The sequence below is a fragment of the Micromonospora sp. NPDC002575 genome (genome assembly GCF_042889525.1).
Taxonomy (GTDB): Bacteria; Actinomycetota; Actinomycetes; order Mycobacteriales; family Micromonosporaceae; genus Micromonospora; species Micromonospora carbonacea.
Genome location: NZ_JBIARA010000007.1, coordinates 245,871 through 268,653, shown reverse-complemented (window position 1 = coordinate 268,653; position 22,783 = coordinate 245,871). Strand labels below are relative to the sequence as shown.

General features: G+C 72.5%; 20 protein-coding genes. 8 read left to right on the top strand and 12 right to left on the bottom strand.

Annotated elements, in window-relative coordinates; translation table 11 throughout:
- Positions 1-49: 49 nt before the first annotated feature.
- Positions 50-1,699 carry a glycoside hydrolase family 44 protein gene (locus ACFYWL_RS14025; protein WP_386971892.1) on the top strand — a complete coding sequence of 550 codons (1,650 nt, stop codon included), beginning with the start codon at positions 50-52 and terminating at the stop codon, positions 1,697-1,699.
- Between the two features lie 112 nt (positions 1,700-1,811).
- Positions 1,812-2,909, top strand: a complete 1,098-nt coding sequence (locus ACFYWL_RS14020; RefSeq protein ID WP_386971889.1) for a hypothetical protein — start codon at positions 1,812-1,814, stop codon at positions 2,907-2,909.
- A 65-nt stretch (positions 2,910-2,974) separates the two neighbouring features.
- Here ACFYWL_RS14020 and ACFYWL_RS14015 read toward each other — a convergent pair whose 3' ends face one another.
- The 3 genes from ACFYWL_RS14015 to ACFYWL_RS14005 form a co-directional block, all read right to left on the bottom strand.
- Entirely contained in the window at positions 2,975-4,009 is a 1,035-nt protein-coding gene (locus ACFYWL_RS14015; protein ID WP_386971886.1) for a glycoside hydrolase family 11 protein, read from the bottom strand.
- 401 nt (positions 4,010-4,410) lie between these two features.
- Positions 4,411-4,872, bottom strand: coding sequence for an S-adenosylmethionine decarboxylase family protein (locus ACFYWL_RS14010; RefSeq protein ID WP_386971883.1), 462 nt, complete (start codon positions 4,870-4,872; stop codon positions 4,411-4,413).
- Positions 4,873-4,910: 38 nt separating this feature from the next.
- Positions 4,911-6,110 (bottom strand): glycosyltransferase, encoded by a 1,200-nt coding sequence (locus tag ACFYWL_RS14005; protein WP_386971881.1) that lies wholly within the window; start codon positions 6,108-6,110, stop codon positions 4,911-4,913.
- Positions 6,111-6,338: 228 nt separating this feature from the next.
- Between ACFYWL_RS14005 and ACFYWL_RS14000 the strand changes: the two genes are divergently transcribed.
- Entirely contained in the window at positions 6,339-7,292 is a 954-nt protein-coding gene (locus ACFYWL_RS14000; protein WP_386971878.1) for an aldo/keto reductase, read from the top strand.
- A 136-nt stretch (positions 7,293-7,428) separates the two neighbouring features.
- Here the strand turns inward: ACFYWL_RS14000 and ACFYWL_RS13995 are convergent, their stop codons facing one another.
- The 9 genes from ACFYWL_RS13995 to ACFYWL_RS13955 all read right to left on the bottom strand — a co-directional run bounded on the left by ACFYWL_RS13995 (position 7,429) and on the right by ACFYWL_RS13955 (position 16,502).
- Positions 7,429-8,610 (bottom strand): endonuclease/exonuclease/phosphatase family protein, encoded by a 1,182-nt coding sequence (locus ACFYWL_RS13995; RefSeq protein ID WP_386971875.1) that lies wholly within the window; start codon positions 8,608-8,610, stop codon positions 7,429-7,431.
- Entirely contained in the window at positions 8,607-9,665 is a 1,059-nt protein-coding gene (locus tag ACFYWL_RS13990; protein ID WP_386971873.1) for a glycosyltransferase family 2 protein, read from the bottom strand. The genes ACFYWL_RS13995 and ACFYWL_RS13990 overlap by 4 nt, the downstream gene beginning before the upstream one ends.
- Before the next feature lie 44 nt (positions 9,666-9,709).
- Positions 9,710-10,681: a UbiA prenyltransferase family protein gene (locus ACFYWL_RS13985; protein WP_386971871.1), complete on the bottom strand. Its 972-nt coding sequence runs from the start codon at positions 10,679-10,681 to the stop codon at positions 9,710-9,712.
- A gap of 18 nt (positions 10,682-10,699) precedes the next feature.
- Positions 10,700-11,749: an NAD-dependent epimerase/dehydratase family protein gene (locus ACFYWL_RS13980; RefSeq protein WP_386971869.1), complete on the bottom strand. Its 1,050-nt coding sequence runs from the start codon at positions 11,747-11,749 to the stop codon at positions 10,700-10,702.
- Entirely contained in the window at positions 11,746-13,074 is a 1,329-nt protein-coding gene (locus ACFYWL_RS13975; RefSeq protein ID WP_386972029.1) for an aspartate aminotransferase family protein, read from the bottom strand. The genes ACFYWL_RS13980 and ACFYWL_RS13975 overlap by 4 nt, the downstream gene beginning before the upstream one ends.
- A 200-nt stretch (positions 13,075-13,274) precedes the next feature.
- Complete coding sequence (locus tag ACFYWL_RS13970) at positions 13,275-14,258, bottom strand: lysylphosphatidylglycerol synthase domain-containing protein (protein ID WP_386972026.1); 984 nt, start codon at positions 14,256-14,258, stop codon at positions 13,275-13,277.
- Positions 14,258-15,265, bottom strand: coding sequence for a glycosyltransferase family 2 protein (locus ACFYWL_RS13965; protein WP_386971867.1), 1,008 nt, complete (start codon positions 15,263-15,265; stop codon positions 14,258-14,260). The genes ACFYWL_RS13970 and ACFYWL_RS13965 overlap by 1 nt, the downstream gene beginning before the upstream one ends.
- A gap of 257 nt (positions 15,266-15,522) precedes the next feature.
- Entirely contained in the window at positions 15,523-15,750 is a 228-nt protein-coding gene (locus tag ACFYWL_RS13960; RefSeq protein WP_386971865.1) for a hypothetical protein, read from the bottom strand.
- Positions 15,751-15,791: 41 nt separating this feature from the next.
- A complete protein-coding gene (locus ACFYWL_RS13955) occupies positions 15,792-16,502 on the bottom strand; it encodes a BTAD domain-containing putative transcriptional regulator (protein ID WP_386971862.1) in 711 nt (236 codons plus the stop codon).
- A 202-nt stretch (positions 16,503-16,704) separates the two neighbouring features.
- Here ACFYWL_RS13955 and ACFYWL_RS13950 point away from each other — a divergent pair, with 202 nt between their 5' ends.
- The 5 genes from ACFYWL_RS13950 to ACFYWL_RS13930 all read left to right on the top strand — a co-directional run bounded on the left by ACFYWL_RS13950 (position 16,705) and on the right by ACFYWL_RS13930 (position 22,675).
- Positions 16,705-17,655: a UbiA family prenyltransferase gene (locus ACFYWL_RS13950; RefSeq protein ID WP_386971858.1), complete on the top strand. Its 951-nt coding sequence runs from the start codon at positions 16,705-16,707 to the stop codon at positions 17,653-17,655.
- 178 nt (positions 17,656-17,833) lie between these two features.
- Positions 17,834-18,865, top strand: a complete 1,032-nt coding sequence (locus tag ACFYWL_RS13945) for a sensor histidine kinase (RefSeq protein ID WP_386971856.1) — start codon at positions 17,834-17,836, stop codon at positions 18,863-18,865.
- Complete coding sequence (locus ACFYWL_RS13940) at positions 18,862-19,545, top strand: response regulator (protein WP_386971853.1); 684 nt, start codon at positions 18,862-18,864, stop codon at positions 19,543-19,545. The genes ACFYWL_RS13945 and ACFYWL_RS13940 overlap by 4 nt, the downstream gene beginning before the upstream one ends.
- Positions 19,546-19,699: 154 nt before the next feature.
- Positions 19,700-20,974: an AMP-binding protein gene (locus tag ACFYWL_RS13935; protein WP_386971851.1), complete on the top strand. Its 1,275-nt coding sequence runs from the start codon at positions 19,700-19,702 to the stop codon at positions 20,972-20,974.
- A 324-nt stretch (positions 20,975-21,298) separates the two neighbouring features.
- Entirely contained in the window at positions 21,299-22,675 is a 1,377-nt protein-coding gene (locus ACFYWL_RS13930) for a ricin-type beta-trefoil lectin domain protein (protein WP_386971848.1), read from the top strand.
- The last annotated feature ends 108 nt before the right edge of the window (positions 22,676-22,783 follow it).

Genomic DNA, 22,783 nt, shown 5'->3' with positions numbered 1-22,783 from the left:
TATATATGGGCTCGGTCCGTCCTGGGCTGATCGGCGACGGGAGCCTCTGATGGGTGTGCAACGACGGCGCAGGCCGCGTCCGGCCACGGCGCTGGGTGTGGCCGGATCTCTCGTGGCGGGGCTGCTGACCACCCAGGCCGTCGCCGGCCCGGCGGCGGCTGCCGGCGGGCTCACCCTGGCCGTTGACGTTTCCGCTGCCCGGCACGCGATCAGCCCCGACATCTACGGCATGAACGGCGGCGACCCCGCGCTCGTCGCCGAACTCGGCACGCCGGTGGCCCGCTGGGGCGGCAACGCGAGCAGCCGCTACAACTTCAAGAACCACACCTACAACACGGGCAGCGACTGGTACTTCGAGAACATCGTGGCCGGGCCCGACAACACGGTCGAGGCTTTCGTCCAGCGAAACCGGGACCACGGGACCAGGCAGGTGGTCGCCGTGCCCCTGATCGGATGGGTGGCGAAGGACTCGCCCTCGTCGCACCCGTTCGCCTGCGGCTTCCCGGCCACCCGCTTCCCCGAGCAGGATTCGTTCGACCAGTGGGACCCCAACTGCGGCAACGGCCGGCACGCCGACGCGAACCTGACCGGCGCGGTCCCCACGGACACCTCCATTCCGGCCGGCGCGTCGTTCGCGGGCGAGATGGTGTCCCATCTCGTGAAGCAGTTCGGCCCGGCCGCACGCGGCGGGGTGCCGATCTACGAACTCGACAACGAGCCGGTGCTGTGGAGCTCCACCCACCGCGACGTGCATCCCGACCCGGTGAGCTACGACGAGTTGGGCGGCAAGGGCACGGCGACCGCCGCGGCCATCAAGGCCGCTGACCCGCGTGCGGCGGTGCTCGGCCCGTCCGGCTGGGGCTACTGCGAATGGGTCGCGTCCGGCGTGGACGGCTGCGCGCCCGGTGCGGACGCGGCGGCGCACGGCGGGCTCAACCTCTCCCAGTGGTACCTGAAGAACATGAAGGACTTCGGCGACGCCCACGGCGGGAAGCGCTTCCTCGACTACTTCGACCAGCACTACTACCCGCAGATCAGCGGCGGCAAGGATCCGGAGGCCAACGCGCTGCGGCTGCGGTCCACCCGGTCGCTGTGGGATCCGACGTACGTGGACGAGTCGTGGATCGGCCCCGGCGGGGTCAACGCGCCGCCGTTGCAGTTCATCCGCCAGATGAAGGCGTGGGTCGCGCAGTACTATCCCGGCACGAAGGTCGCCATCACCGAGTACAACTGGGGCGCGCTGGACGACATCAACGGCGCGCTCGCGCAGGCCGACGTACTCGGCATCTTCGGACGCGAGGGCCTGGACCTGGCCACCATCTGGGGTGAGCCGAAACCGACCGACCCCGGTGCGTACGCGTTCCGGATGTACCGCAACTACGACGGGGCCGGGAGCAGGTTCGGCGACGTGAGCGTGTCGGCGGTCAGCAGCGACCAGGGGCAGCTCGCGGTCTACGCCGCGCAACGCTCGTGCGACAGGGCGCTCACCGTCATGGTGGTCAACAAGACCGGCGGCGACCTGACGTCACGGTTGGCGCTCGCCGGATTCCGCGGTGGGGACAGGGCGCAGCGCTTCACCTACGGCCCGGCCGATCTCACCTCGATCGTCCGGGGCGGGGATCTCCGGGTGACCCGTGGCGGCGTCAGCGCGACGTACCCGGCGAACTCCGTGACGCTGCTCGTCCTGCCGCAGCGCTGACACCGGGCGCGGGCTCCCGCGACGACACCTGTGCGCCACCTTCGTATGTCACCCTGGGCAGCCACGGACCGGGCCGACGCCGGTCATCCTTGATCCGCCCACGGGAGGCAGCATGGCCAGACGCGTCTACCTGCACGTCGGCGCCCCGAAGACGGGCAGCACCTTCGTGCAGGACGTGCTCTGGAGAAACAGGCGTGAGCTGAAGCGGGCCGGCATCCTGCTGCCGGGCAGCGCCCGGGCGCAGGACGCGGCCATGACCGACCTGCGCCAGGTGCCCTGGCGCGACGCCGACCTGCGCTGGACCTGGGACCGGCTGGCCGCGAAGGCCCGCGAGTGGTCCGGCGATGTGATCATCAGCAACGAGGGGCTGGGCGGCGCGAGCAGCGCGCAGGCGACCCGGGCCGTGGAGAGCCTGCGACCCGCCGAGGTGCACGTCGTGGTGGCCGGGCGTGACCTGTGGCGTACCCTGCCGTCGACCTGGCAGCAGAGCATCCGGGCCCGCAGCGGCTGGCGCTTCGGCGCGTTCCTCGGCGCGGTGGAACGCGGCGAGTTCGAGACGTTCTGGGACAACTACACCGCCAACCGGATGTTGCGCCGCTGGGGCGACCTGGTGCCCGCCGAGCGACGCCACCTGGTGACGGTCCCGCCTCCCGGTGCCCCGCACGACACCCTGTGGCACCGGTTCGCGGCGATCATGGGCATCCCCGACGACCTGTGCGAACTGGAGACGCCCACCTCGAACCCCTCGTTGGGCGCGGCCGAGGCCGAGGTGCTGCGCCGGGTCAACCTGGCGTTGGGCGACCGCTTCCCGCTGCGTAGGCCGTACCAAGAGGTCGTCCAGCGTCACCTGGTCGACTCCGTGCTGCGCCAGCGCGAGAACGGGCTGCGGTTCGGCGTCGGCCTGGACCGGGCCGAATGGGTGGCCGAGCTGGCGGAGCAGCAGATCAAGGAGCTGCGGGACTATCCGTGCCGGATCGTGGGCGACCTGGAGGAACTCCGGCCGACCGGCATGACGCAGAGCCGCAGCCCCGACGAGCTCGACGACGGGCAGGTCCTGAACACGGCCATCGAGACGATCGTCGCGATGCTGGAGCAGGCCGAGGCGCTCAGCAGGCGCGCGGACCGCCGGTACGAGGAGATCCTGGCGCGGGTCAGGACCCGGGTCGACGGCGGCGTACGCCGCAGGCTCCGTCGCGCGGCCCGGCCGTAGCGCGGCGCACGGGTGGCGCGCCGGCTCGGCCGGCACGCCACCCGCTTGGTTCGGTCGGGCCGGGGTCAGCCGGTCCGGCAGGTGACCGTCGGCCAGTTCCAGTTGCCGTTGGCCATGATCGTGATGCCGAAGTTGTTGCCGTTGCCGTTCGGCCTGGCGGTGACGGTGCCGGTGGTGCCGCTGACCGAGGCGTTCCAGCTGTTCTGGATGCTCTGGCCGCCGCCGAGGCCGAGGCTGACCACCCAGTTGTTGGTGCCGCTGACCGCCACGTTCAGATTGAACCGGTCACCCCACTGCTCGGCGGCCGACAGCACCGCGGTGCAGTTGCCGCCCGCGGGTGGGGTGGTGGTCGGACCGCCGGTCGGGCCGGTGGTGGGGTTGCCCCCACCGCCCTCCCAGACGGTGACGTCGGAGCTGCCGCTGCTCTGGTAGCCCTCGGTGGCCATGATCTGGTAGCTGTGGTTGGTGCCGAGGTTGAGGCCGGCGCGGGCCCAGGCGTCGAAGTGGTTGGCGACCGTGATGGTGCCGCTGCTGCGCTTGCTCTGGCGCACGCTCCAGTACTGGTAGAACGTCTGGATGCCGTCGATCGACGGGGCGTTGGTCCGTAGGCTGCGCAGGATGTCGTAGGTGCCGCCGTCGGTGGTCACCGTGCCCAGCCTGGTGGCCCCGCTGCTCGGGTTGTAGCTGCCGAAGTTCTCCACCACGTAGTACTCGATGAGCGGGTTGCGGGTCCAGCCGTACAGGGCGAGGTAGGTGTTGTTGTTGCCCGGGTTGTAGTTGGCCGAGTAGTTGACCGTCCGGCGGGTGCCGGTGGCCCAGCCCTTGCCGCCGACCCAGTTGTTGGTGCTCCGGTCCCAGCTGCTGCTGTACCGGCCGTCGGCGCGCAGCGTCATGCTGGCGTTGCCGTTGTCCTTCCAGAACGAGAAGTAGTAGCCGTTGTGCGTGCCGGTGAGGTTGGAGGTGAGGGTCCGGTCGGCCTCGGCGTACGCGTTGGGGGAGGCGATGAACGTGCCGGTGACGGCCAGCGCTGCGGCGCATGCGGCGCCGAGGAGCAGCCGCAGGCGGCTGCCCCTTCGCGGTCTGGTCGAGGTGTGGTTCATTAGCGTGTTCCTCCTCGTGACAGCTGGTGGTGGCCAGCGCCGCGGTGCGACCCGGCGGGCTGTCGGCGGCCAGGCGCGGCAGCCGGTCGTTCGGCGTCTCACCACACGGTGGGCGGGCGGTTCTCGGGTACGACCGGGACGGGGTCGCGGGGGTGACATCGACAGCATTGAGAACCGTCGATGACGAACGTAAGACGCCGGATTCGGCTCTGTCAACGACTTTCCGAAATATTCCCGAAACTTCTTCCCCGTCGGGTGCGGGCCGAGGGCGGCTCCAGCGGGCCGGAAGTCGCGCCTGCGGATCGCGTTACCCGTGGTCATGCCCTGTCACGGGGTGGAAAGGGTCGGTCCGGAGCCGGATCCTCGAAACTTCCGGAACCACCCCGCGACCCGGTCCTCCGTCAGGCACCCACCGCCGCGAGCCGCTGGCCGCGCCACAGCCGGACCGCCGGGCCGAGCGCGCGGGGCCAGTGCTCACCCCGGCGGGTCAGGGACCGCTCACTGATCTCGAACCCGCCGACCAGCCCGGCCAGCTCGTCGAGCACGTCGGCCTCCCGGAACGGCTTGCAGGAGAAGATGTTCACGAACACCTCCCGCAGCCCCGGATAGGTGTGGATGGCGGCGTGCGACTCGGCGAGGATCACCACGGCCGACTTGCCGGCCTGGTGGGGCGGGCCGTCCTCACTGGCGACCAGCGGCCCGGCGATCACGGTCATGCCGATGCGGGCGACGAGGTCGCGCATGAAGGTGTGCAGGGCCTCGCCGTCGTCCATCGCCCGGGTGTCGGTGACCGCGGACAACCGCAGGGTCAGCTCGTCGCCGTAATGGTCGTCGGTCGGCTGGTCATCGGGACGCCCGGTCATCGGTCGGTTCTCCTTGTCGGTCGGATGGCGGTGCGGAATCAGCCGGCGCGGGACAGCAGCCGGACCGGGTCGGCGGTCAGTTCCTGCATGATCGAGACGACGCGGGACGGGCCGGTGGGCGGCGCGGCGGCCCTGGCGGGGCGGGACGGCCGGACGCTGCCGGCGCGGTCGACGAGTTCCCGCAGCCGTTCCGGCCGCCAGTCGTCGGCCCCGCAGTTGGCGGCCAGCCCCTGGCGGGCCAGCATGTCGGCGAAGTACTCGCGTTCCGGGTCCCCGCCGGGGAAGACCAGCAGCGGCACGCCGGCGTGCACCGCGCTGGCGAGGGTGCCCCGGCCGCCATGGCAGAGCAGCGCACTGGCCCGGCCGAGCAGGTCGCGCAGCGGCAGCAGCGGCCACGCCTGCACGTTGCCGCGTGGCGACACCCGGGGCGGGGTCGTGTCGGTGCTGCCCGCCGCGATTAGCACGTCGACGTCCGAGCCCTCGAACGCCGCAAGGCAGTGCCGGTAGTACCAGTCGGCGTCCATCGGCGGGCCGCTGGTGTAGGCCAGCAACCCGCGCTGCCCCGGCCGGGGCCAGTCCGCCGGCCCGGTGACCAGGTGCCGGTCCAGGGACGCCGCGGTGAGCTGGCCGACGTACTCGCCGGTGCTGTGCCGCGCGACCAGCGGGTCCATCTCGGGGGACAGCGGGTAGACCAGGCGGGTGCTCCAGGTGAAGAGCACCTCCGACAGGGACTGGGGCTCCGGTGCCCGGCTGCGGCTGAGCGCCGGCCGGAACGCGGTCAGCGCCCGGGTGTCCACCGGCGCCCAGCCGTCGCTGCCCCGCCCGAAGAGACGGTGGTCCGGCCAGGTGACCGGGGTGACCACGGGAATGCCGGCAAGCGACCCGGCGACCACCGTGGTCAGGTCGTAGTCGTGGAACAGCACCTGCACCCGGCGGGCGCGGAACTCCCGCAACTGCGCGGCCAGGACGGTCTCCACCAGGTCGGGGTCGGCGTACGCGGACCGGGACAGCAGGTCGTCCAGGCGCAGGGCGGTCGTCGCGTCGGGGTACGGCGCGGTGCCCGGCCCGGGGATCGGCACCGCCGGCACGCCCAGCCGGTCCAGCAGGGGCCGGAAGTGGGGGCTGGCGAACAGCACCGGCGTGTGCCCCGCGAGGCGAACCGCCTCGTACACGGAGAGCACGGTGGAGACCGAGCCGAGGCCGTACGACCACACGCCGGGAACCAGGCCGACCCGCATGGTGTCATCCTCCTTCCGGGCGCCGCACCGGTGTGGCCGGTGCCCTGCGGCGACTGTAGGAAGGGGCAAGGGCGGCAACAAGGTGGCGACGTCCGCCGCCGGCACAGATGCGCCCTCGGTGCCACCCGCCCTGCGCCGAAGGTCGTAGATATCGATTAGGAGCGGGTCTGCGGCGGGGTGCCGTCCCTATCCTGGGCGCGACGGACCGTCACACTCTGGGAGGGACTCATGAGGCAACGCGAGTTGTCCGGCGGCGCGGGGATCCAGGTCAGCCAGCTCTGCCTCGGCGCGATGGCGTTCGGCACCGAGGTGGACGAGGAGACCTCGTTCGCGATCCTGGACCGCTTCGTCGAGGCGGGCGGCACCACCATCGACACCGCGAACTGCTACTCGTTCTGGGTCCCCAACGGGGTCGGCGGCGAGAGCGAGACGGTGCTCGGCCGGTGGCTGTCCCGCCGGGGCGGCCGGGACGGCCTGGTGCTGGCGTCGAAGGTGGGCTCCGGGCCCGGCGCGAACGGCGGGGCCGAGGGGCTCGCCCCGGAGGTGATCCGCACCCAGCTCGCCGGTTCGCTCCAGCGGCTCGGCGTGGACCACCTGGACCTCTACTACTCGCACCGGGAGGACCGCGACACCCCCGACGAGCAGACCCTGGCGACGTTCCACGAGGCGGTGACCGAGGGGAAGGTGCGCACGCTGGGGGCCAGCAACCACGCCGCCTGGCGGCTGGCCGAGACCCGGGCGCTGGCCGAGGCGAGGGGCTGGACGCCGTACACGGCGGTGCAGCAGCGCTACTCGTACCTGCTGCCCCGCCCGGCGACGGCGCTGCCCGAGGGCGGGCACGTGCACGCCAGCGACGAGCTGCTGGACCTCGTCCGCAGCCGGGGCCTGACCATGTTCGCGTACAGCACGCTGTTGTGGGGCTCGTACACCCGGCCGGAGAAGCCGCTGCCGGAGCACTACCAGCACCCGGGCACCGAGCGCCGGCTCCAGGCGCTGCGGGAGGTGGCGGACGAGCTGGGCGTCACGGTGAACCAGGTGGTGCTGAGCTGGCTGATCGGTGGGGACCCGGCGATCGTGCCGATCGTCGGCGTCAGCTCGGTGGCCCAGCTCGACGAGGCCCTCGCCGCGGTCGACCTGGACCTGCCGACCGAGCTGCGCAAGCGCCTCGACGAGACCTGCTGAACCGGACCCGCGTCGGCGACCGGGCAGGGGATTCCCCTGCCCGGTCGCCGTGTGTGTGGCCACCAACGCCTCGTCCCGCTCCCCCGGTGTGGGGGAGCGGGACGGGCCCGGGCCGACAGGTGTCCGCGCGTGCGGGTCAGCCGGCGTCGGTGAGGGAGACGGTGAACCGCTGTCCGAGGTGGTCGGAGAGGCCCTGCGGGCCGACCATCCGGTAGTCGTGGGAGCGCACCGGGCCGGAGAGGAACGCCCAGTCCAGCCGCCACCACGGCTTGCTGTCCGGCCAGGACGCCGGGTAGAGCCGGCCGCTGGCCTCGGCCACGTCGGTCATCCGGCCGGCGAGGTCGTGCAGTTCCCCCATCGCCGAGGTGGCGTTGAAGTCGCCGGCGACGAGCTGCCCGTTCCGGTTGTTCGCCAGGTCGGCCCGCAGCGCCCGGTAGTGGGCCTGCCGACGGTCCTCCTGGGCCTGCATGAACTCGGTGAACTCGGAGTCGGTGGGGTCCATCGAGATGTCGAGCTGCACCGGCACGTGCACGTTGTAGACGGAGAGCACCCGGCCGTCGACGAGCAGGTCGGTGCGGAGCACCTTGTGCCGGTAGTAGTCGGCGAAGTCCGTGTCCGCCGGCACCCCGTGCCGGGCCGGGTCGGTCAGGTACGGCAGCCCGTCGAGGGCCCGCGAGGCCACGATCGGGTAGCGGGACATGGTGAGCAGCTCCCCGACGGCCACCACCTGGTAGTCGGGGAAGAGGCGGCGCAGCTCGGCGACGTGGTCCACCCGGACCGGACGGTGCCGGTCCAGGTCCCAGCCGACGTACTCCTGGAGCAGGTAGACGTCGGCCTGCTGGGCGGCCAGGTAGTCGTGGAAGCGCTGCGGGTCGGAGCCGTCGTACCAGTACTCGGTGTTCCAGGAGAAGACCCGGACCGCGCCGGGCGGGGCCGGGGTGGGCCCCCCGGACAGCGCGGCCGGGTTCAGGCCGGACACGTCGAACCCGATGGCCAGGCAGCAGACCGCGGCGACGGCGAGCCGAGCGCGCGCCGGCCGGGCCAGCGGGGCGAGGGCCAGCAGCAGCAGCGGGACCGCGACGAAGACCAGCGGCGGCATCAGCTCGACGGGACGCCACCACCAGTGCCCACCGGTGAGGAGCAGGAACGTCATGAGGAACACCGCCCAGCAGACGGTGAGCGCGGCGAGCCAGCGGGCCCGGCGCGGCCACCTGGGCCTGGCCGGGGCGTGGCGTCGGGGTGCGTCGGGAGTGTGGACCCCGGGGGTCCCCGGCGCGGTGGTGGCCGCGCCGGGGACGGGGTCGAGCAGGAGGCTCATGCCGTGGTCCCGGCCATCGTCGGGGACGACGGCGTGCGGGCGGCGGACCAGTCGGCGTCGTAGAGCCGGCGGAAGTCGCGGGACACCAGCCACTGCATCGCGCCGACCGCGATGCCGGCGGCGATCGCCACGTTGGTGCCGAAGGCGACGCCGGTGAACACGGCCAGGAACGGCAGGCCCTTGCGGCGTCGCACGTGCCGGTACATCTCCGCGTCCGCCGACAGCGAGATGCCGAACAGGGCGGCGGTGAGCAGCAGCCAGGCGGGGTGCAGGACGGCCAGCGGCAGGGTGGCGAGGACGCCGAGGGCGGCCACCGTGCCGAAGGAGCGGGCCGGGCTCTCGAAGCCCTTGGCGAAGCGCCGCCGCCGGGCGAACAGCGGCACCCGCAGCCGGGCCCGGCGGTAGAGCTTGTGCAGCAGCGGCCACAGCTCGTCGTCGTCGTCGTGCCAGCCGCGGACCTTGTCGGTGACCATGATCTGGTGGCGGGCCGACATCCGCTCGCCGTAGTCGACCTCCTCGGTTTGTCGCAGCCGGGGATTGAACGGGCCGACCTCCTCGAAGACCCGGCGGGGGATCGCGGTCAGCGACGAGAACAGGAAGCTGACCTCGCCGAGGGACGCCATCCGCCAGCAGTACGCCTGGAGCACGCGGCACTCCTCGACGATGCTGTCGCGGATCAGCGGGTCCTCCTCGTAGATGCCGCAGACCGCGCCGTACTCGGGGTGGGCGGCCAGCTCGGCGACCGCCAGCTGCACCGCGTCCGGGCGCAGCGCCACGTCGGAGTCGACGAAGAAGAGGATCTCGCCGCGGGCCGCGGCGGCGCCGGTGTTGCGGGCGACGGCCACCCCGCTGTTGCGCGGGGTCTGGAGCACCGTCACCGGCCGCTGGCGGGCCTTGGCGAGCGAGTCGTCGGTGCTGTGGTCGTCGACCACGATCACCTCGATCGGCTGGTAGGTCTGCCCCAGCGCGGCGTCGATGCACTTGCCGATGGAGTTGCCGTAGTTGTAGTTCGGGATGATCACCGAGACCAGCGGGTTCGCGGTCGGGGTCGTCATGGGGCTGTCTCCTCAGGAGGGGGTGGGTGAGGGGGTGGGGATCGTCAGTGGGCGAGGTCGAGCAGGGCCGGGTGTTGGGTGACGAGCAGGACGCCGCCGATCAGCGCGCCCCACAGCAGGGCGTTGACCAGCATCGCCCGGTCCTTCAGCAGCACCCGGGTGGGTTCGCCGCCGTCGCCGTCGACGACCACCACCTGGAGGTAGCGGGCCACCGCGAAGAGCGCGAACGGGGTGGAACCGACCAGTGCCACCGCCTGGTACGGGTCGGGGATGGTGGCCTGCACGTGGCCGAGGAATCCGCTGATCGCGACCGCGGCGCAGAGCACGATCAGCAGGTCCAGGTACTGCACCGAGTAGCCGGCCAGGGAGGGCCGGTGGGCGCTGCCACCGACGGCCATCTCGTGCCGCCGCTTGCCGAGGATGAGCAGCAGGCAGAGGGAGAAGACGGCGATCAGCAGCCAGCTCGACACGGCGACCCCGGCGGCCAGGTAGCCCTGCACCACCCGGAGCAGGAAACCGCCGGCCACCACCAGCACGTCCAGCAGCGGCAGGTGCTTGAGCCCCCTGCTGTACGCGACGTTGAGCGTCAGGTAGGCCGCCAGCGGCCACCACGGGAACGCCGGCCCGAACGTCTGCGCCGCGACCAGCGCGGTGGCGATCAGGGCGCCGAAGGCGTACGCGGCGGGCACGCTCACCCGGCCCGAGGCGATCGGGCGGTTGCGTTTGGTGGGATGCGCCCGGTCGCGGTGCCGGTCGTAGACGTCGTTCCAGACGTAGACCAGCGCGGAGACCAGGGTGAACAGCAGCACCGCCCAGCTCACCCGGCCGAGGACACCGAGGCCGAGCCGGGGGGTGTCGATCAGCACCAGCGGCACCACCAGCAGGTTCTTCGCCCACTGGTGCGGCCGGATCAGGGTGATCAGGTCACGCGCCAGGTTGCGGTCGGTGGCCCGCGCCGCCGTGGGGGCGGCCGGGGTCGGCCGGTCGAGGGTCGGCGGGTCGACGAGGACAGTCACGGTTACCTCCGGTGCCGATCAGAAGATGGCCTTGGCCAGGCCGAGGGCGCCCTGCTTCCAGGGGTCCCGGCTGGTCCGGCCGGACGAGGTCGGAGCGGCGGTGCGGTTGTTGGCCCGCCACCAGTCGTAGGTGCGCAGGATGGCGTCGCGGTTGGACAGCCGGGGGGTCCAGCCGAGCACGTCGCGGGCCTTGTCGACGCTGACGTAGGAGTCGGCCCGCAGCTTGTGGATGAGGCGTCCGTAGACCGGGGAGAGCTTGAGCCGTTGCAGCAGCTCCAGCGCGGCGACGGCGGGGCGCACCGGCACCGAGACCACGCGCTTGCCGTGGCCGGCGGCGTCCAGCACCGCCTGGAAGTCCTCCCGCAGGGTGGCGAACTGGTCGGCGGCGATGTTGAACGTGTCGTTGGCGACGTCGTCCGGCGCGTGCAGCACGGTGCGTACCGCGTCGACCAGGTCGTCGATCGCCAGCATCTGGATCCGCACGTCGCCCTTGCCGAGCACCGGGAAGTTGCGGCCCTCCTCGGCCCACTCGAAGAGCATCGAGAACAGCCCCATTCGGCCCGGCCCGAGGAACGTCTTGGGCCGCAGCATCGGCAGCACCATCCCGGCGGCGCGGTACCGCTCGGCGACCTCCTCCGCGCCGGCCTTGGCCCGGCTGTACGGGTCGACCGGCTCGCGCGGGTACTCCTCGGTGGTGGGCACCACGTTCGGCAGCCCGTACACGGCGGTCGAGGAGACGTGCACCACCCGGGCCGTGCCGGCGCTGGCGGCGGCGTCCAGCACCGTCTCCGTGCCGCCCACGATGATCGAGCGGATCTCGTCCTCGGGGTAGCTGGGCAGGGCGGCGGCGGTGTGCACCAGGGCGTCCGCGCCGGCCAGGACGGCGCCGACCCTGGCCCGGTCCCGCACGTCGGCGACCGTGTACTCGACGCCCCGCACCGGCTCGATCGGGTCGCGCACGTCCAGGCCCCGCACCCGCCAGCCGTCGGCGGCCAGCGCCCGCACCAGGTGCCCGCCCAGCATTCCGCTGCCGCCGGTCACCACCACCGTCTTTGCGTTCTGATTCACCACAGCGACGACACCTTCTCCTTGACGAAACGGGTGACCAGCCGGGGCAGGCCATGGGCGAGGGTCTGGTCCAGGCGGTCGAGGAAGTGCTCCACCTCGGCCGTGCCGGTCACCAGCGACGGGCCGACCACCAGTGGGTTCTTGCCGTTGAGCGTGTAGTACGTGTAGATGTCGTGGTCCCGGTAGAGGGCGCTGATGACCGCGCAGGTGACCAGCTTCGTGCCGAACTGCGGGTCCTTGGCCAGGCCGCCGGGCGCGAGCTTGGTGACCAGGTCCAGCACCCGCGGCGCGTCGAGGAACACCCCCCACAGGGCGCCCACGCCCCGGACCTCGGCGATCGCGTCCGGGTGCTCCTTGGCGAGCCGGGCCAGCCCGGGGCCCAGGACCCGCTCGATGTCGCGGGCCCGGGCGGGGAAGTCCTCCTCCACCGCCACGTTGATCGCCTCGATCGCGGTGGCCGTCTCCTCGCCGAAGCCGTAGTAGGTGGTGCTGGTGCTCTGCAACAGCGCGTCGTTGAAGCTCTCGTACGCCTTGTGGAAGATCGGCCGCCGGGCCACGTACGCGGAGATCGAGGACTTGCCGCCGCCGAAGGACTTCGACGTGGTCACCACGTCCGGGATCAGCCCCGGGTAGCGCATGAAGTAGAACATCGTGCCGGTCTTGCCCCAGCCGGTGTAGATCTCGTCGAAGATCAGCACGATGTCCTCGCGGGTGCACAGCTCGCGCAGCCCGCGCAGGAATTCCTCCGAGCACCAGCGCATGGTCGAGGCGCTGAAGGGTTCGATGAGGATCGCGTACACGTCGCACTTGCCCCGGCGGTCCCGGGTCGCGTCGACGGCCGCCTGGACCGCGGCCAGGTCGTCGTACGGGAAGCTCACCACGCCCGGGATGCCGGGGAAGGTGAAGTGGTTCTGCGAGCTGCCGGTGAGGCTGCCCGAACCGAGCAGCTTGCCGTGGAAGCTGATGTCGCTGCGCATGATCGTGTTGCGCTTGCCGCCGTGGTACTTGTAGGCGAGCTTGACCGCGCCCTCCACCGCCTCCGCGCCGGAGTTCGGCAGGAACGACATGTCGAGGTCGCCGGGGAGCACGGCGGCCAGGTTGTGCGCCAGGGCGGCCAGGTACGGCGAGAAGTAGGTCTTGTGCACCTCCATCCGCTGCTGCTGCTGGAAGCGCTGCCGGGCGGCCAGGATCCGGGGGTGGTTGTGCCCGTGGTTGAGCACCCCGACGCCGCCGGTGAAGTCCAGGATCCGCCGGCCGTCCCGGGTGTGGATCCAGGGGCCCTGGGCGTGGTCGACCAGCTCCCGGCCGAAGCCGAACGACGTCATCAGGCTGACCTGGCTCTTGTTGACGTGCTTGCGGTAGAGGTCCTGCACCTCGGCGACGGAGAGCTGCTCCGCGTCGTCGATGGTCAGTAGCTCGGTCATGAGGGGTCCTTTCCGAAGCGGGGTTTTCCGGAGGCGGTGGTGGTGGAGCAGTGGTGGTGGAGCGGTGGCGGTGGTGGAGTCGGCGGGCCGTGCGCCCGGGGTCAGCCGGGGGTCGGGGTGAGCCGGGCGTCCGCCCCGGCGGGTGGGGTGGCGGCGTCGCCCCGGGCGGCGAGCCGGTCCGAGACGGCGACCGTGAGCAGCGCCAGGCCCGCCGTGAGCACCTCGGCGAGGGTGCTGAGCACCCGGCTGGCCACCGCCGCGGTGACCGCCGCCGGCAGGGGCAGGACGGTGGACAGGGCCGCGACCACCAGCACCTCCCGCACGCCGGCGCCGTCCGGCACGAAGATGGCGAACGTGCCGGCGGTGGTGGCCAGGGCGAACGCGCCGACCGCCGCCGCCAGGGCGGCGCGAGCGTCCGCGCCGAGCAGCACCGCGACGACCCACAGGTGCATCCCCGAGAGCACCCAGGACAGGGTCTGCCACCCGATCGAGCGTCGGACCTCGGCGGGCCGGTGTAGCGGCGCCGGCTGGGGCCGGCGGGCGACCCGGGCGGCCAGCCGGACCAGGGTGTCGAGCAGCCCGGGCCGGACGGCCAGCACCACCAGCAGGGCGACCGGCGGGAGCAGCCAGGCCAGCCCGGCGCCGGTGCCGAGCACGGCCGGGGCCACCAGGAGCCCCACCGCGCCGCCGGTCAGCAGCACCACGACCAGGTTCACCAGGTACGTGCCGGCCATCCGGCCCCGGCTGACCCCGGCGGCGTCGCCGAGCCGGAGCTGGGCGAGCAGGCCCCACAGCCGGCCCGGGACGAACTTGCCGAGGAACCCGACGAAGAACATCCGTACGCCGGTGCGGGACGGCACCTCCGCCCCCACCGAGGCCAATGTGAGCGTCCAGGCCCGCATGCCGCAGAGCAGACCGGCCCCGGTGACCAGCAGCGCGGCCAGCAGCCATCCGGCGGTGTCCGGCCGCAGCAGCCGGCCCAGCGTGGACCACTCCTGCCCGCGCAGGGCCAGCGCGACGCCGCCGAGCACCGCGACCACGAAGACCGCCGTGAGCGCCGTGCGCCACGCCCGCCGCCTGCCCATCACCGACCCGCCGCGAGGGGCAGCGGGCGGGGGCTGCCGGCGCCGCGCAGCCGGGCGACCAGGCCGGCAGCCGCGCCGACCACGATGGCGAGTTGGGCCACCAGGTGTACGCCGACGAACCAGGCCAGGAAGGCCGTGCCGCGTTCGCGGCGGACGAACGGCAGCAGGCCCGGGTCGGCGAGCAGGAAGAGCCCGAAGCAGGCCAGCGGCACGGCGAGCAGGGCCGGGTGCAGCAGGCCCAGCGGCAGGGTGGCCAGCACCAGCGGGGCGGCCAGCACGCCGAGGGCGGGATTGACCGCGACGCTGCCGGCGCGCATCCGGTGCGCCCCGGCGAACGCCGCCAGCGGCAGCGAGCGGCGGTACTGCTCGCGCAGCATGTCCCCGAACCGGGCGCAGTCGTCGTGCCGGCCGACCACGGTGTCGGTGAGCCTGATGCCGGTGACCCGGGCGAGCCGCTCGCTGTACTCGACGTCCTCGGCGTCGCGCAGCTCCTCGTGGAACGGGCCGGCGGCGAGGAACGCGGAGCGCCGCACCGCGGCCAGCGCGAAGATCGCGGTGTTGACCCGGCCCACGCTGCGCCGCCGCCACCAGTGCGCGTGCAGCACCTTGTAGTGCTCGATCGGGCCGTCGTCGTAGAGCGGCTGGGTGTCGTAGGTGCCGTGCACGCAGCCGCAGGTGGGGTCGGCCGCGAGCACCGCCAGGGCGTTGGCGATCGCGTCGGCGCGCAGCGCCACGTCGGAGTCGACGAAGAAGAGGATGTCGCCGGTGGCCGCCCGCGCGCCGATGTTGCGGGCCGCCGACACGCCCCGGTTGCCCCCGCCGTCGACCACCCGGCACGGGTACCGGGCCGCGATCTCGCGGGACCGGTCGGTGGATCCGTCGTCGACGACGATGACCTCGTACGGCCGGTGGGTCTGCGCGAACACGGCGTCCAGGCACGCACCGAGCGTCTTCTCGTAGTTGTAGTTCGGTATGACGACCGAAACTGTCTGCCCATCAGCGGCCATTCGGCCTCTCCCCCTCACGCCCGACGCCGTGGTCGACGTCGATGGATACCGGTGCCCATGACGTTAGGGACGTCGATTCCTCGGGCCAAGGTGGCGCATCCTCATTCGGGTGGGATTTCCTCAAAGGTGGAAGGTCCATCTACGACCATCAGCGCATGGGCTTTCCCGGCAGTGGGAAATCGGCAGCGAAAAAGGGCGTCCCGCACGTCTGGCACGACGTGCGGAACGCCCTCGGATGGTGGCGGTGCGGCTGCGGTTCAGTTGCGGTTCGCGGTGTACAGCAGGATCGGGGGGCAGTCGTCGGCCACCGCCAGCAGTTGTCGCCCGAAGCGGCGCACGGCCTGCCGCCAGCGGCTGTCCTGCGGGCTGCGGGCGGCTGGCACGGCGCCGGTCGCCGGTGGTCCGACCGAGGGCCGGTCGCCGGTGGCCCGGGGCGGTGCGGACGGGACCGGGGCCGGGTGCTCCAGCGGGATCGTGACGGTCATGCTGCTCCCTCCATGGGGCTGCGGTCGTGTCCTTCCGGCGGTCACACCTGTGCCAGCCGGCTCTGGGCGAGCTCGTCCCAACGCAGCGCCGCCGCGGTGATGCCGAGTTGGCGGTGGCAGTCGGCGAGGACGGTGAAGGCCGCCGGGTCGTACGGGTCCACCTCCAACGCCCGGCGGTTCCAGCGGATCGCGGCCCACCAGTCCCCGGACTCCAGGGCCAGGTCACTGAGCAGCCGCAGGGCGTGCAGGGCGCGGACGCGGCACCACTCCCGCTCGGTCACCGCCCACTCCGCGTCCTGCGTGGGCAGCAGGTCACCCCGGTAGACCTCCAGCGCCCGCCGCAGGTGCCCGGCGGCCAGCGTCCGGTCGCCCGCGGCCACCGCGGCGGTGGCGGCGCTGATCCGTCGTTCGAAGGTGGCCACGTCGATCCAGAGCTGGTCGGCCTGGAGCAGGTAGCCGCCGTCCACCGAGGCGATCCGCACCGGGGCGTGCCGCTCGCTCGTTTCGCCGAGGGCCCGCCGGGCCCCGTGCACCGCAGCCTTCACCGAGGTGACACCGGCCGACGGGGGCAGGTGCGGCCACAGCGCCGAACGGAGCGTGTCACGGCTGACCGGGCGGCCCCGGTGCAGCAGGAGATATTGCACGAGCGCCTGGGACTTGCCGGCCCGCCAGTTGGTGACGGTGCGACCGTCGATGGTGATCCGAAATCCGCCGAGCAGTTCGGCGCTCGACGTGACTGCGATGTCTGACATAGTGTTCCACCACGCTCTGTCGTTCACTGGGCTGTGGGTGCCCTGCCGACCGTAAATTGCCTGCGCGGTGGAGGCCAAGGTGGCGCAGCGATGTGGCGAGGGAAGTGGCAGCAAGTAGTAGGCGTTCTGCTACCTACGTCGTAGGCGTAAGTGAGTGACTTGGGTGAACCGGGGTAGCGGGTTGCACGCCCACGATATTCACATGACCTACCACTCGGTTATTCGGTTCGACCGGTACTCCCGGTCCGCGGGCGTCGTACGGCCGTTCTCGGTGGCGGTCGCGGAAGGCTGCCGACACGTGGCGGCGAGCTGGCGGGAAGCCCGCCCGGTCGTCCAGGTCGTCTTCCAGTTGCGCTTCTTCGCGGGAGCGGCCGTGGCCGCCCCGCACGCGGTGCTGACCCGGCCCGGGTCGCTGCTGGTCGGCGCGTTCGCCTGGCTCTGCGCGACCTGGTTCGTCTACCTGCTGAACGGGCTCTCCGACCAGGTCGAGGACCGGCGCAACGGCTCGCCGCGACCGCTCGCCACCGGGGCGCTCCCGCTCGGCGTCGCCCGGCGGATCGTGGTGGCCCTGGCCGGGCTCGCCCTGCTGTCGGCGGCGGCGGTCTCGGCGCGCCTGGCCGGGCTGGTGGCGCTGATGTTGGTCCTCGGCTGGCTCTACTCGGCCGGTCCCCGGCCGCAGAAGGGCAACATGGCCGGCTTCGTGCTGGTGGTGGCGTCGGGTGGGATCGTCACCTACCTGGCCGGCGCCGCCGCGTCCGGCGGGCCGGTGGGCCCGGAACTGGTGGTGCTGTCGGTGGCCATGTCGCTGTGGATGGCGCTGGGCGGCACCACCAAGGATCTCTCCGATGTGGCCGGTGACCGGGCGGCCGGCCGGCGGACCCTGCCGGTGCTGCTGGGCGACCGGGCTGCCCGCCGGCTGATGGCCGTCCTGGTGGTGGTGGCCGGCGGTGTGCTGATGTCGGGCGCCCTGGTGCTCGCGCCGGTGCTGATGCTGCCGGCGGTGGTGCTGGCCCTCGGCGCGACCGGGGTGGTGGGTTGCCTGCTCGCCGGTGCCGGCGCCACCGGGCGGTGGCGTCAGCGCCGCCCGTACCGGCTCTTCATGGCCAGCCAGTACGCCGTGCACCTGAGCGTGCTGGCGCTGTTCCCAGGCTGACGGCGGTCCGGGCGTCGGCCCGGATCGTCGGGTGTAGACAGTTATGTTCGTCACTGCCTGTCGAAGCCCTACGCTCCGCTGCGGGCGCGCTACCGTGGTAGCCTCTGGCGAGACAGCGGGGGGGTCCGTGGCGAATCCGTACGCGAGGCAACCCAAGGCCGAGGTCGAACTGTCCTCGATGGCTCGCGAAATCGTCGAAGCGTTCCAACACTCACTGCGGCAACAGGAAAGCGACCTGGCCAACGGTCCTGACGTCCTGGCGCAGCTCGCGGCCCAGGTCCAGGCGGTGCTCAGCGATGTCGCGGCCCGGGTGTCCATGACGGAGGCGCCTCCGATGGACCTGGTCGGCGAGGCCCGGTTGTTCGCCGTCGACATCGGCGTCGACCGGGCTCGGCGCGGCATCCACCCGGTCCAGTCGCTGCGCGCCGCGACCACCCTCTTCGAGGTGATGCTGCCGATCATCACGCGCGGCCTGCCCGCCACGGACAGCGCCGGGGCGCTGCGGCTCAGCCGCGCGTTGCACGAGGCGATCATGGCCCGGGTCGCGCTGGCCTCGCTGTCGTACGTGGGCTTCCTGATGGAGAAGCTGCAGGCGTCCCGGCAGGAGGAGCGCACCCGGATCGCCCGTGAGCTGCACGACCGGGTCCTGCACGAGATGGGGCTCACCCTGCACCGGCTCGACCTGCACCGGCATTACGCCGACCGCGATCCGGAGCAGGCCCGCGCGAAGATCGACCAGGCCATCGAGTCGCTGGACGAGGCGGTCCGCACGGTGCGGGGCCTCTCCGCCGAGCTCCGCCGGTCGGTGGGCGAATACGGGCTGGAGCGCACCCTGCGCGGCTACCTGGAGGCGAACGTGCCTCCCTCGGTGCAGTTCTCGCTGGTGACCAACGGCGACCTCAAGGTGCTCCCGCCCGACGTGCTGGAGGAGCTCTACCTGATCCTGCGGGAGGCCGCCCGCAACGCGGTGCGGCACGCCGCGCCGGGCCGGCTGGACATCACGGTGAACGTGGGGGACAACGTGGTGGCCGCCACGGTGGTCGACGACGGGTGTGGCTTCGACACGACAGATCCGGACCGCGCCGGGGGCGGCCTGCCGTCGATGTTCGAGCGGGCCCTGTTGCTGCACGGGCAGGTCGAGTTGATCAGCGCGCCCGGTCAGGGCACCCGGGTCGAGGTGCGGATCCCGTTCGCCGAGGCGGGCCTGTGACGGCCCCTGACCGGTCGCAGATCCGGGTGTGCCTGGCCGACGACCACACCCTGCTGCGCGACGGCATCCGGGAGATGCTCTCCACCGAGCCGGAGTTCGCGGTCGTCGGCGAGGCGTCCTCCGGGCCGGAGGCGCTGGCCCTCGTGATGCGCCTGCACCCGGACGTGCTGCTGCTCGACGTCGAGATGCCAGGCCCGGGTGCGGCGGCGGTGATCCGACAGGCCCGGCGGACGGCGCCCGAGACCCGGGTGATCGTGTTGACCATGCACGACGACCCGGACATGGTGCACGAGCTGCTGGAGGCCGGCGCTGTCGCGTACCTGCTCAAGACGATCCTGCGGGACGACCTGGTCGCCGCGGTGCGCTCGGTGGTCCGCCGGCCCACGCAGAGCGTGCTGCTGGCGGTCTCCCGCGAGACGGTGGAGCGGTTGGACCGGCAGAAGCCGCGGACGAACGGCACCCCGTTGACCTCGCGGGAGCTGGAGGTCCTCCGGCTCACGGCGGAGGCGATGAGCAACGCGCAGATCGCCAGCCGGCTCTTCATCACCGAAGCCACGGTCAAGCGGCATCTCACCAACATCTACGCCAAGTTGCAGGCGGTGTCCCGGGTGGACGCGATCCGCAAGGCGACCGCGGCCCGGCTGATCAAGCCGATGGACGACCGGCCCAGCGCCCGCTGACGACCGACGGCGCTCACGGCGAGGCATGACCGGGCCATGACCGGCGTCGCCTAGGTTTGTTCGGTCGGATGTCGTCGAGGTTTTGCCCGGTGTTCTCCCGGCCTCGGGCCGGCGGGAGGCGTGCCGGGCCAGTCTCCGGAGCTGGGAGCGCCGCATGTCTGGGTGGAGGGAGTCCCGCTACTTTCAACTGGTGGTCAGCCAGGCCCGGGATTTCGCGGTCTGGCCCATCGGCCGACGGCCGCCCGTGGGGTGGCGGGCCATGCCGTTCGCCGGCACCATCCAGGCATGCGGCCGGCAGGTGGCGGAGCTGACCAGCGTGGCGCGGGCCGGCGAAGCGACCCGTCCCCTCGCGACGGACACCGACATCAGCCTCATCGGCCTGCTGCGCAAGGCCGCCGGGGAACAGCCTGACGCGCCGGCCCTGTGCGGCGACCAGCTGCGGCTGTCCTACCGGCGGCTGTGGGAGTCGATCGACGACGTCGCCGACCGGTTGGCCGCAGCCGGGGCCGGGCCCGGCCGGCGGGTCGCCGTCGTCGGTGACCGCGCCGAGGATCTGATCGGCACGGTCCTCGCGGTGCTGGCCACCGGGGCGAGCTGCGTCCTGTGCGCCGGGAACCGCGGGGACGTGGCGGTGCGGGAGGCCCGGCCGGAACTGGTGTTGGCGCCGGCGGGGCCGGCGGCGCCCGGCGGCTGGCCGGTGGTCCGGCAGAGCTGGCGGGGAGTCACCGGAACGCTCTGGCAGGCCCACGGCCGGGACGGGTCGGCTGCGTCCGTGCCGCTGGTGGACGAGCCGGAGCCGTCGCTGGTGGTGCCGCTGGCCGACGACGCGGTGGGTGTGGTGTGGCGCGGTTCACAGCTGACCTGGCTGGCCGGCGCCTGTGGCCTGCCCCCGTCGGGCCACGGGGACAGGCTGAGCGTGCCGGCTTCGACGGACCCGCTGGTGGGGACGGTGGCGGCGGCGCGCGCATTGCTCACGGGCGCCGAGCTGCTCCTGCCGGCGGCGCCGGCTCCGGGCGAGGGCGGCCGACGGGACGAGGCGGCGGGGCCGGCGCGGTGGTCGTTGCGGATCGACCGGGACACCGGCGCGACGCACGAGGTGGGACTGTTCGGCTTCGCCGAGACCGCGATGGTGGCGGCGGTGCCGGAGGACGGCGCGTTGACGCCGTTGCCGCAGCACCGGTGGCACGTCCTCGACGCCGGCTTCGGGTCGGTGCCGACGGGGGAGGTCGGAGAGCTGTTCCTGGCCGGCCCCATGGTGGCCGTCGGATACCTCGACCGGCCTGAGCTGACCATGGCCCGTTTCCTGCCCGATCCGTTGGGTGCCGCCGAGGGCAGCCGGATGTTCCGGACGGGGTGCCGGGCGCGGCGGTTGCCGGGGCACCGGTTCGCGCTCGTCGAGGGGGAGGCCGCAGGAGCATCCGGGTCGTAACCCCGCCGACATGGCATTGACATATCTCACTCGATGGCTCTAGGGTCTTGCCGAATCGGTTCGACGCCGGCGGGCGGTCCGGGCTGCGTCCGACCCCGTGCGGTGCGGGTGCGTCGACGATTCGGAGACCATCTGGTCCTGCCTGGGCAGCGAGACCGGAGATGGAGCCTGCGGACGCGGAGCCGGGCACCGCGGGCACGTCGTGCGCCTCTCCCCGCGTTCCCTCGACGGCGAGCGCGATCAGGAGCGGCACGTTGTGGCGGTGGGGGGAACGCCGTGCCCCCCGCGCCTGAATCTGTCCATGCCGAGTGGCAGGAGCCCATCATGGCGAAGCGCAGACCAATTCTCGAAACCATCGCGGCGGCGGCGATCGTCGTCGTCGGCGTGAGCGCGACGGCGCTGGCCGGCGGCCTGGGCGGGACCGCGTCGGCCGCGGGGGTCGGTACGGCCGCGGGGGTCGGGACGGCCGCGGCGACCGCGGGCTGCGGCAAGGCGCCCACGTTGACCAGCGGCCAGCGGACCATCCAGAGCAGCGGACAGAACCGCAGCTTCATCCTCCGGATCCCCGACAACTACGACAGGAACCACCCCTACCGGTTGATCTTCGGATTTCACTGGAACGGCGGCACCGCCAACGACGTCGACTCCGGCGGGTCGGACGGGGCGGCCTGGTCCTACTACGGGCTGCGCCAGCAGGCGAACAACAGCACGATCTTCGTCGCTCCCCAGGGCAACGGCAACGGCTGGGCCAACCCCGGCGGCCAGGACGTCACCTTCGTCGACGACATGATCCGGCAGATCGAGGCGGACCTGTGCGTCGACACGACGCAGTTGTTCGCGCTCGGCTTCAGCTACGGCGGGGGCATGAGCTACTCCCTGGCCTGCTCCCGGGCGAACGTGTTCCGCGCCGTCGCGGTCTACTCCGGCGGGCAGCTCAGCGGGTGCAGCGGCGGCACCCAGCCGATCGCGTACATGGGGATCCACGGCATCGGGGACCCGGTGCTCAACGTCTCCGCCGGCCGGTCCCTGCGCGACACGTTCGTGCGCAACAACGGGTGTACGGCGCAGAACCCGCCCGAGCCGAGGGCGGGCAGCCTGACCCACATCACCACCACCTACTCCGGCTGCCGGTCCGGCTATCCCGTGGTGTGGGCCGCGTTCGACGGTGGTCACACCCCCGGACCGGTGGACGGCGGCGGCGACAGTGGCGTCCGGACCTGGACCAAGGGCGAGGTGTGGCGGTTCTTCACCCAGTTCGGCGGCACGGGCCCGACCCCCTCGCCCACCGCCAGCCCGACCACCCCGCCGCCGGGCGGCACCTCGGCGCTGCGCAACGCCGCCTCCGGCCGGTGCCTGGACGTCAACGGCGCCTCGCAGGCCAACGGCGCCGCGGCGATCGTCTGGGACTGCCACGGCCAGAGCAACCAGTCCTGGACCTCGACCGCGGCCCAGGAGCTGCGCGTCTTCGGTGGCAAGTGCCTCGACGTCAACGGCGGCGCCACCGCCAACGGCAGTTCGGTGATCATTTGGGACTGCAACGGCCAGTCCAACCAGCAGTGGCGGTTGAACGCCGACGGCACGATCACCGGCGTCGGTTCGGGCCGGTGCCTGGACCTGGTCGGGGGCGGCACGGCCAACGGCACGCGTGCCCAGATTTGGGACTGCACCGGGGCGGCCAGCCAGCGGTGGAGTCGCGGCTGAGCCGCTGGACGTCGCGGACGCAACTGGCGGCACCGGCGGTGCCCCGGCGGGTTTTACATTGACCCTAGTCAATGCATAAGGTCAACTGATCGACGTGGCGGGCCGCCA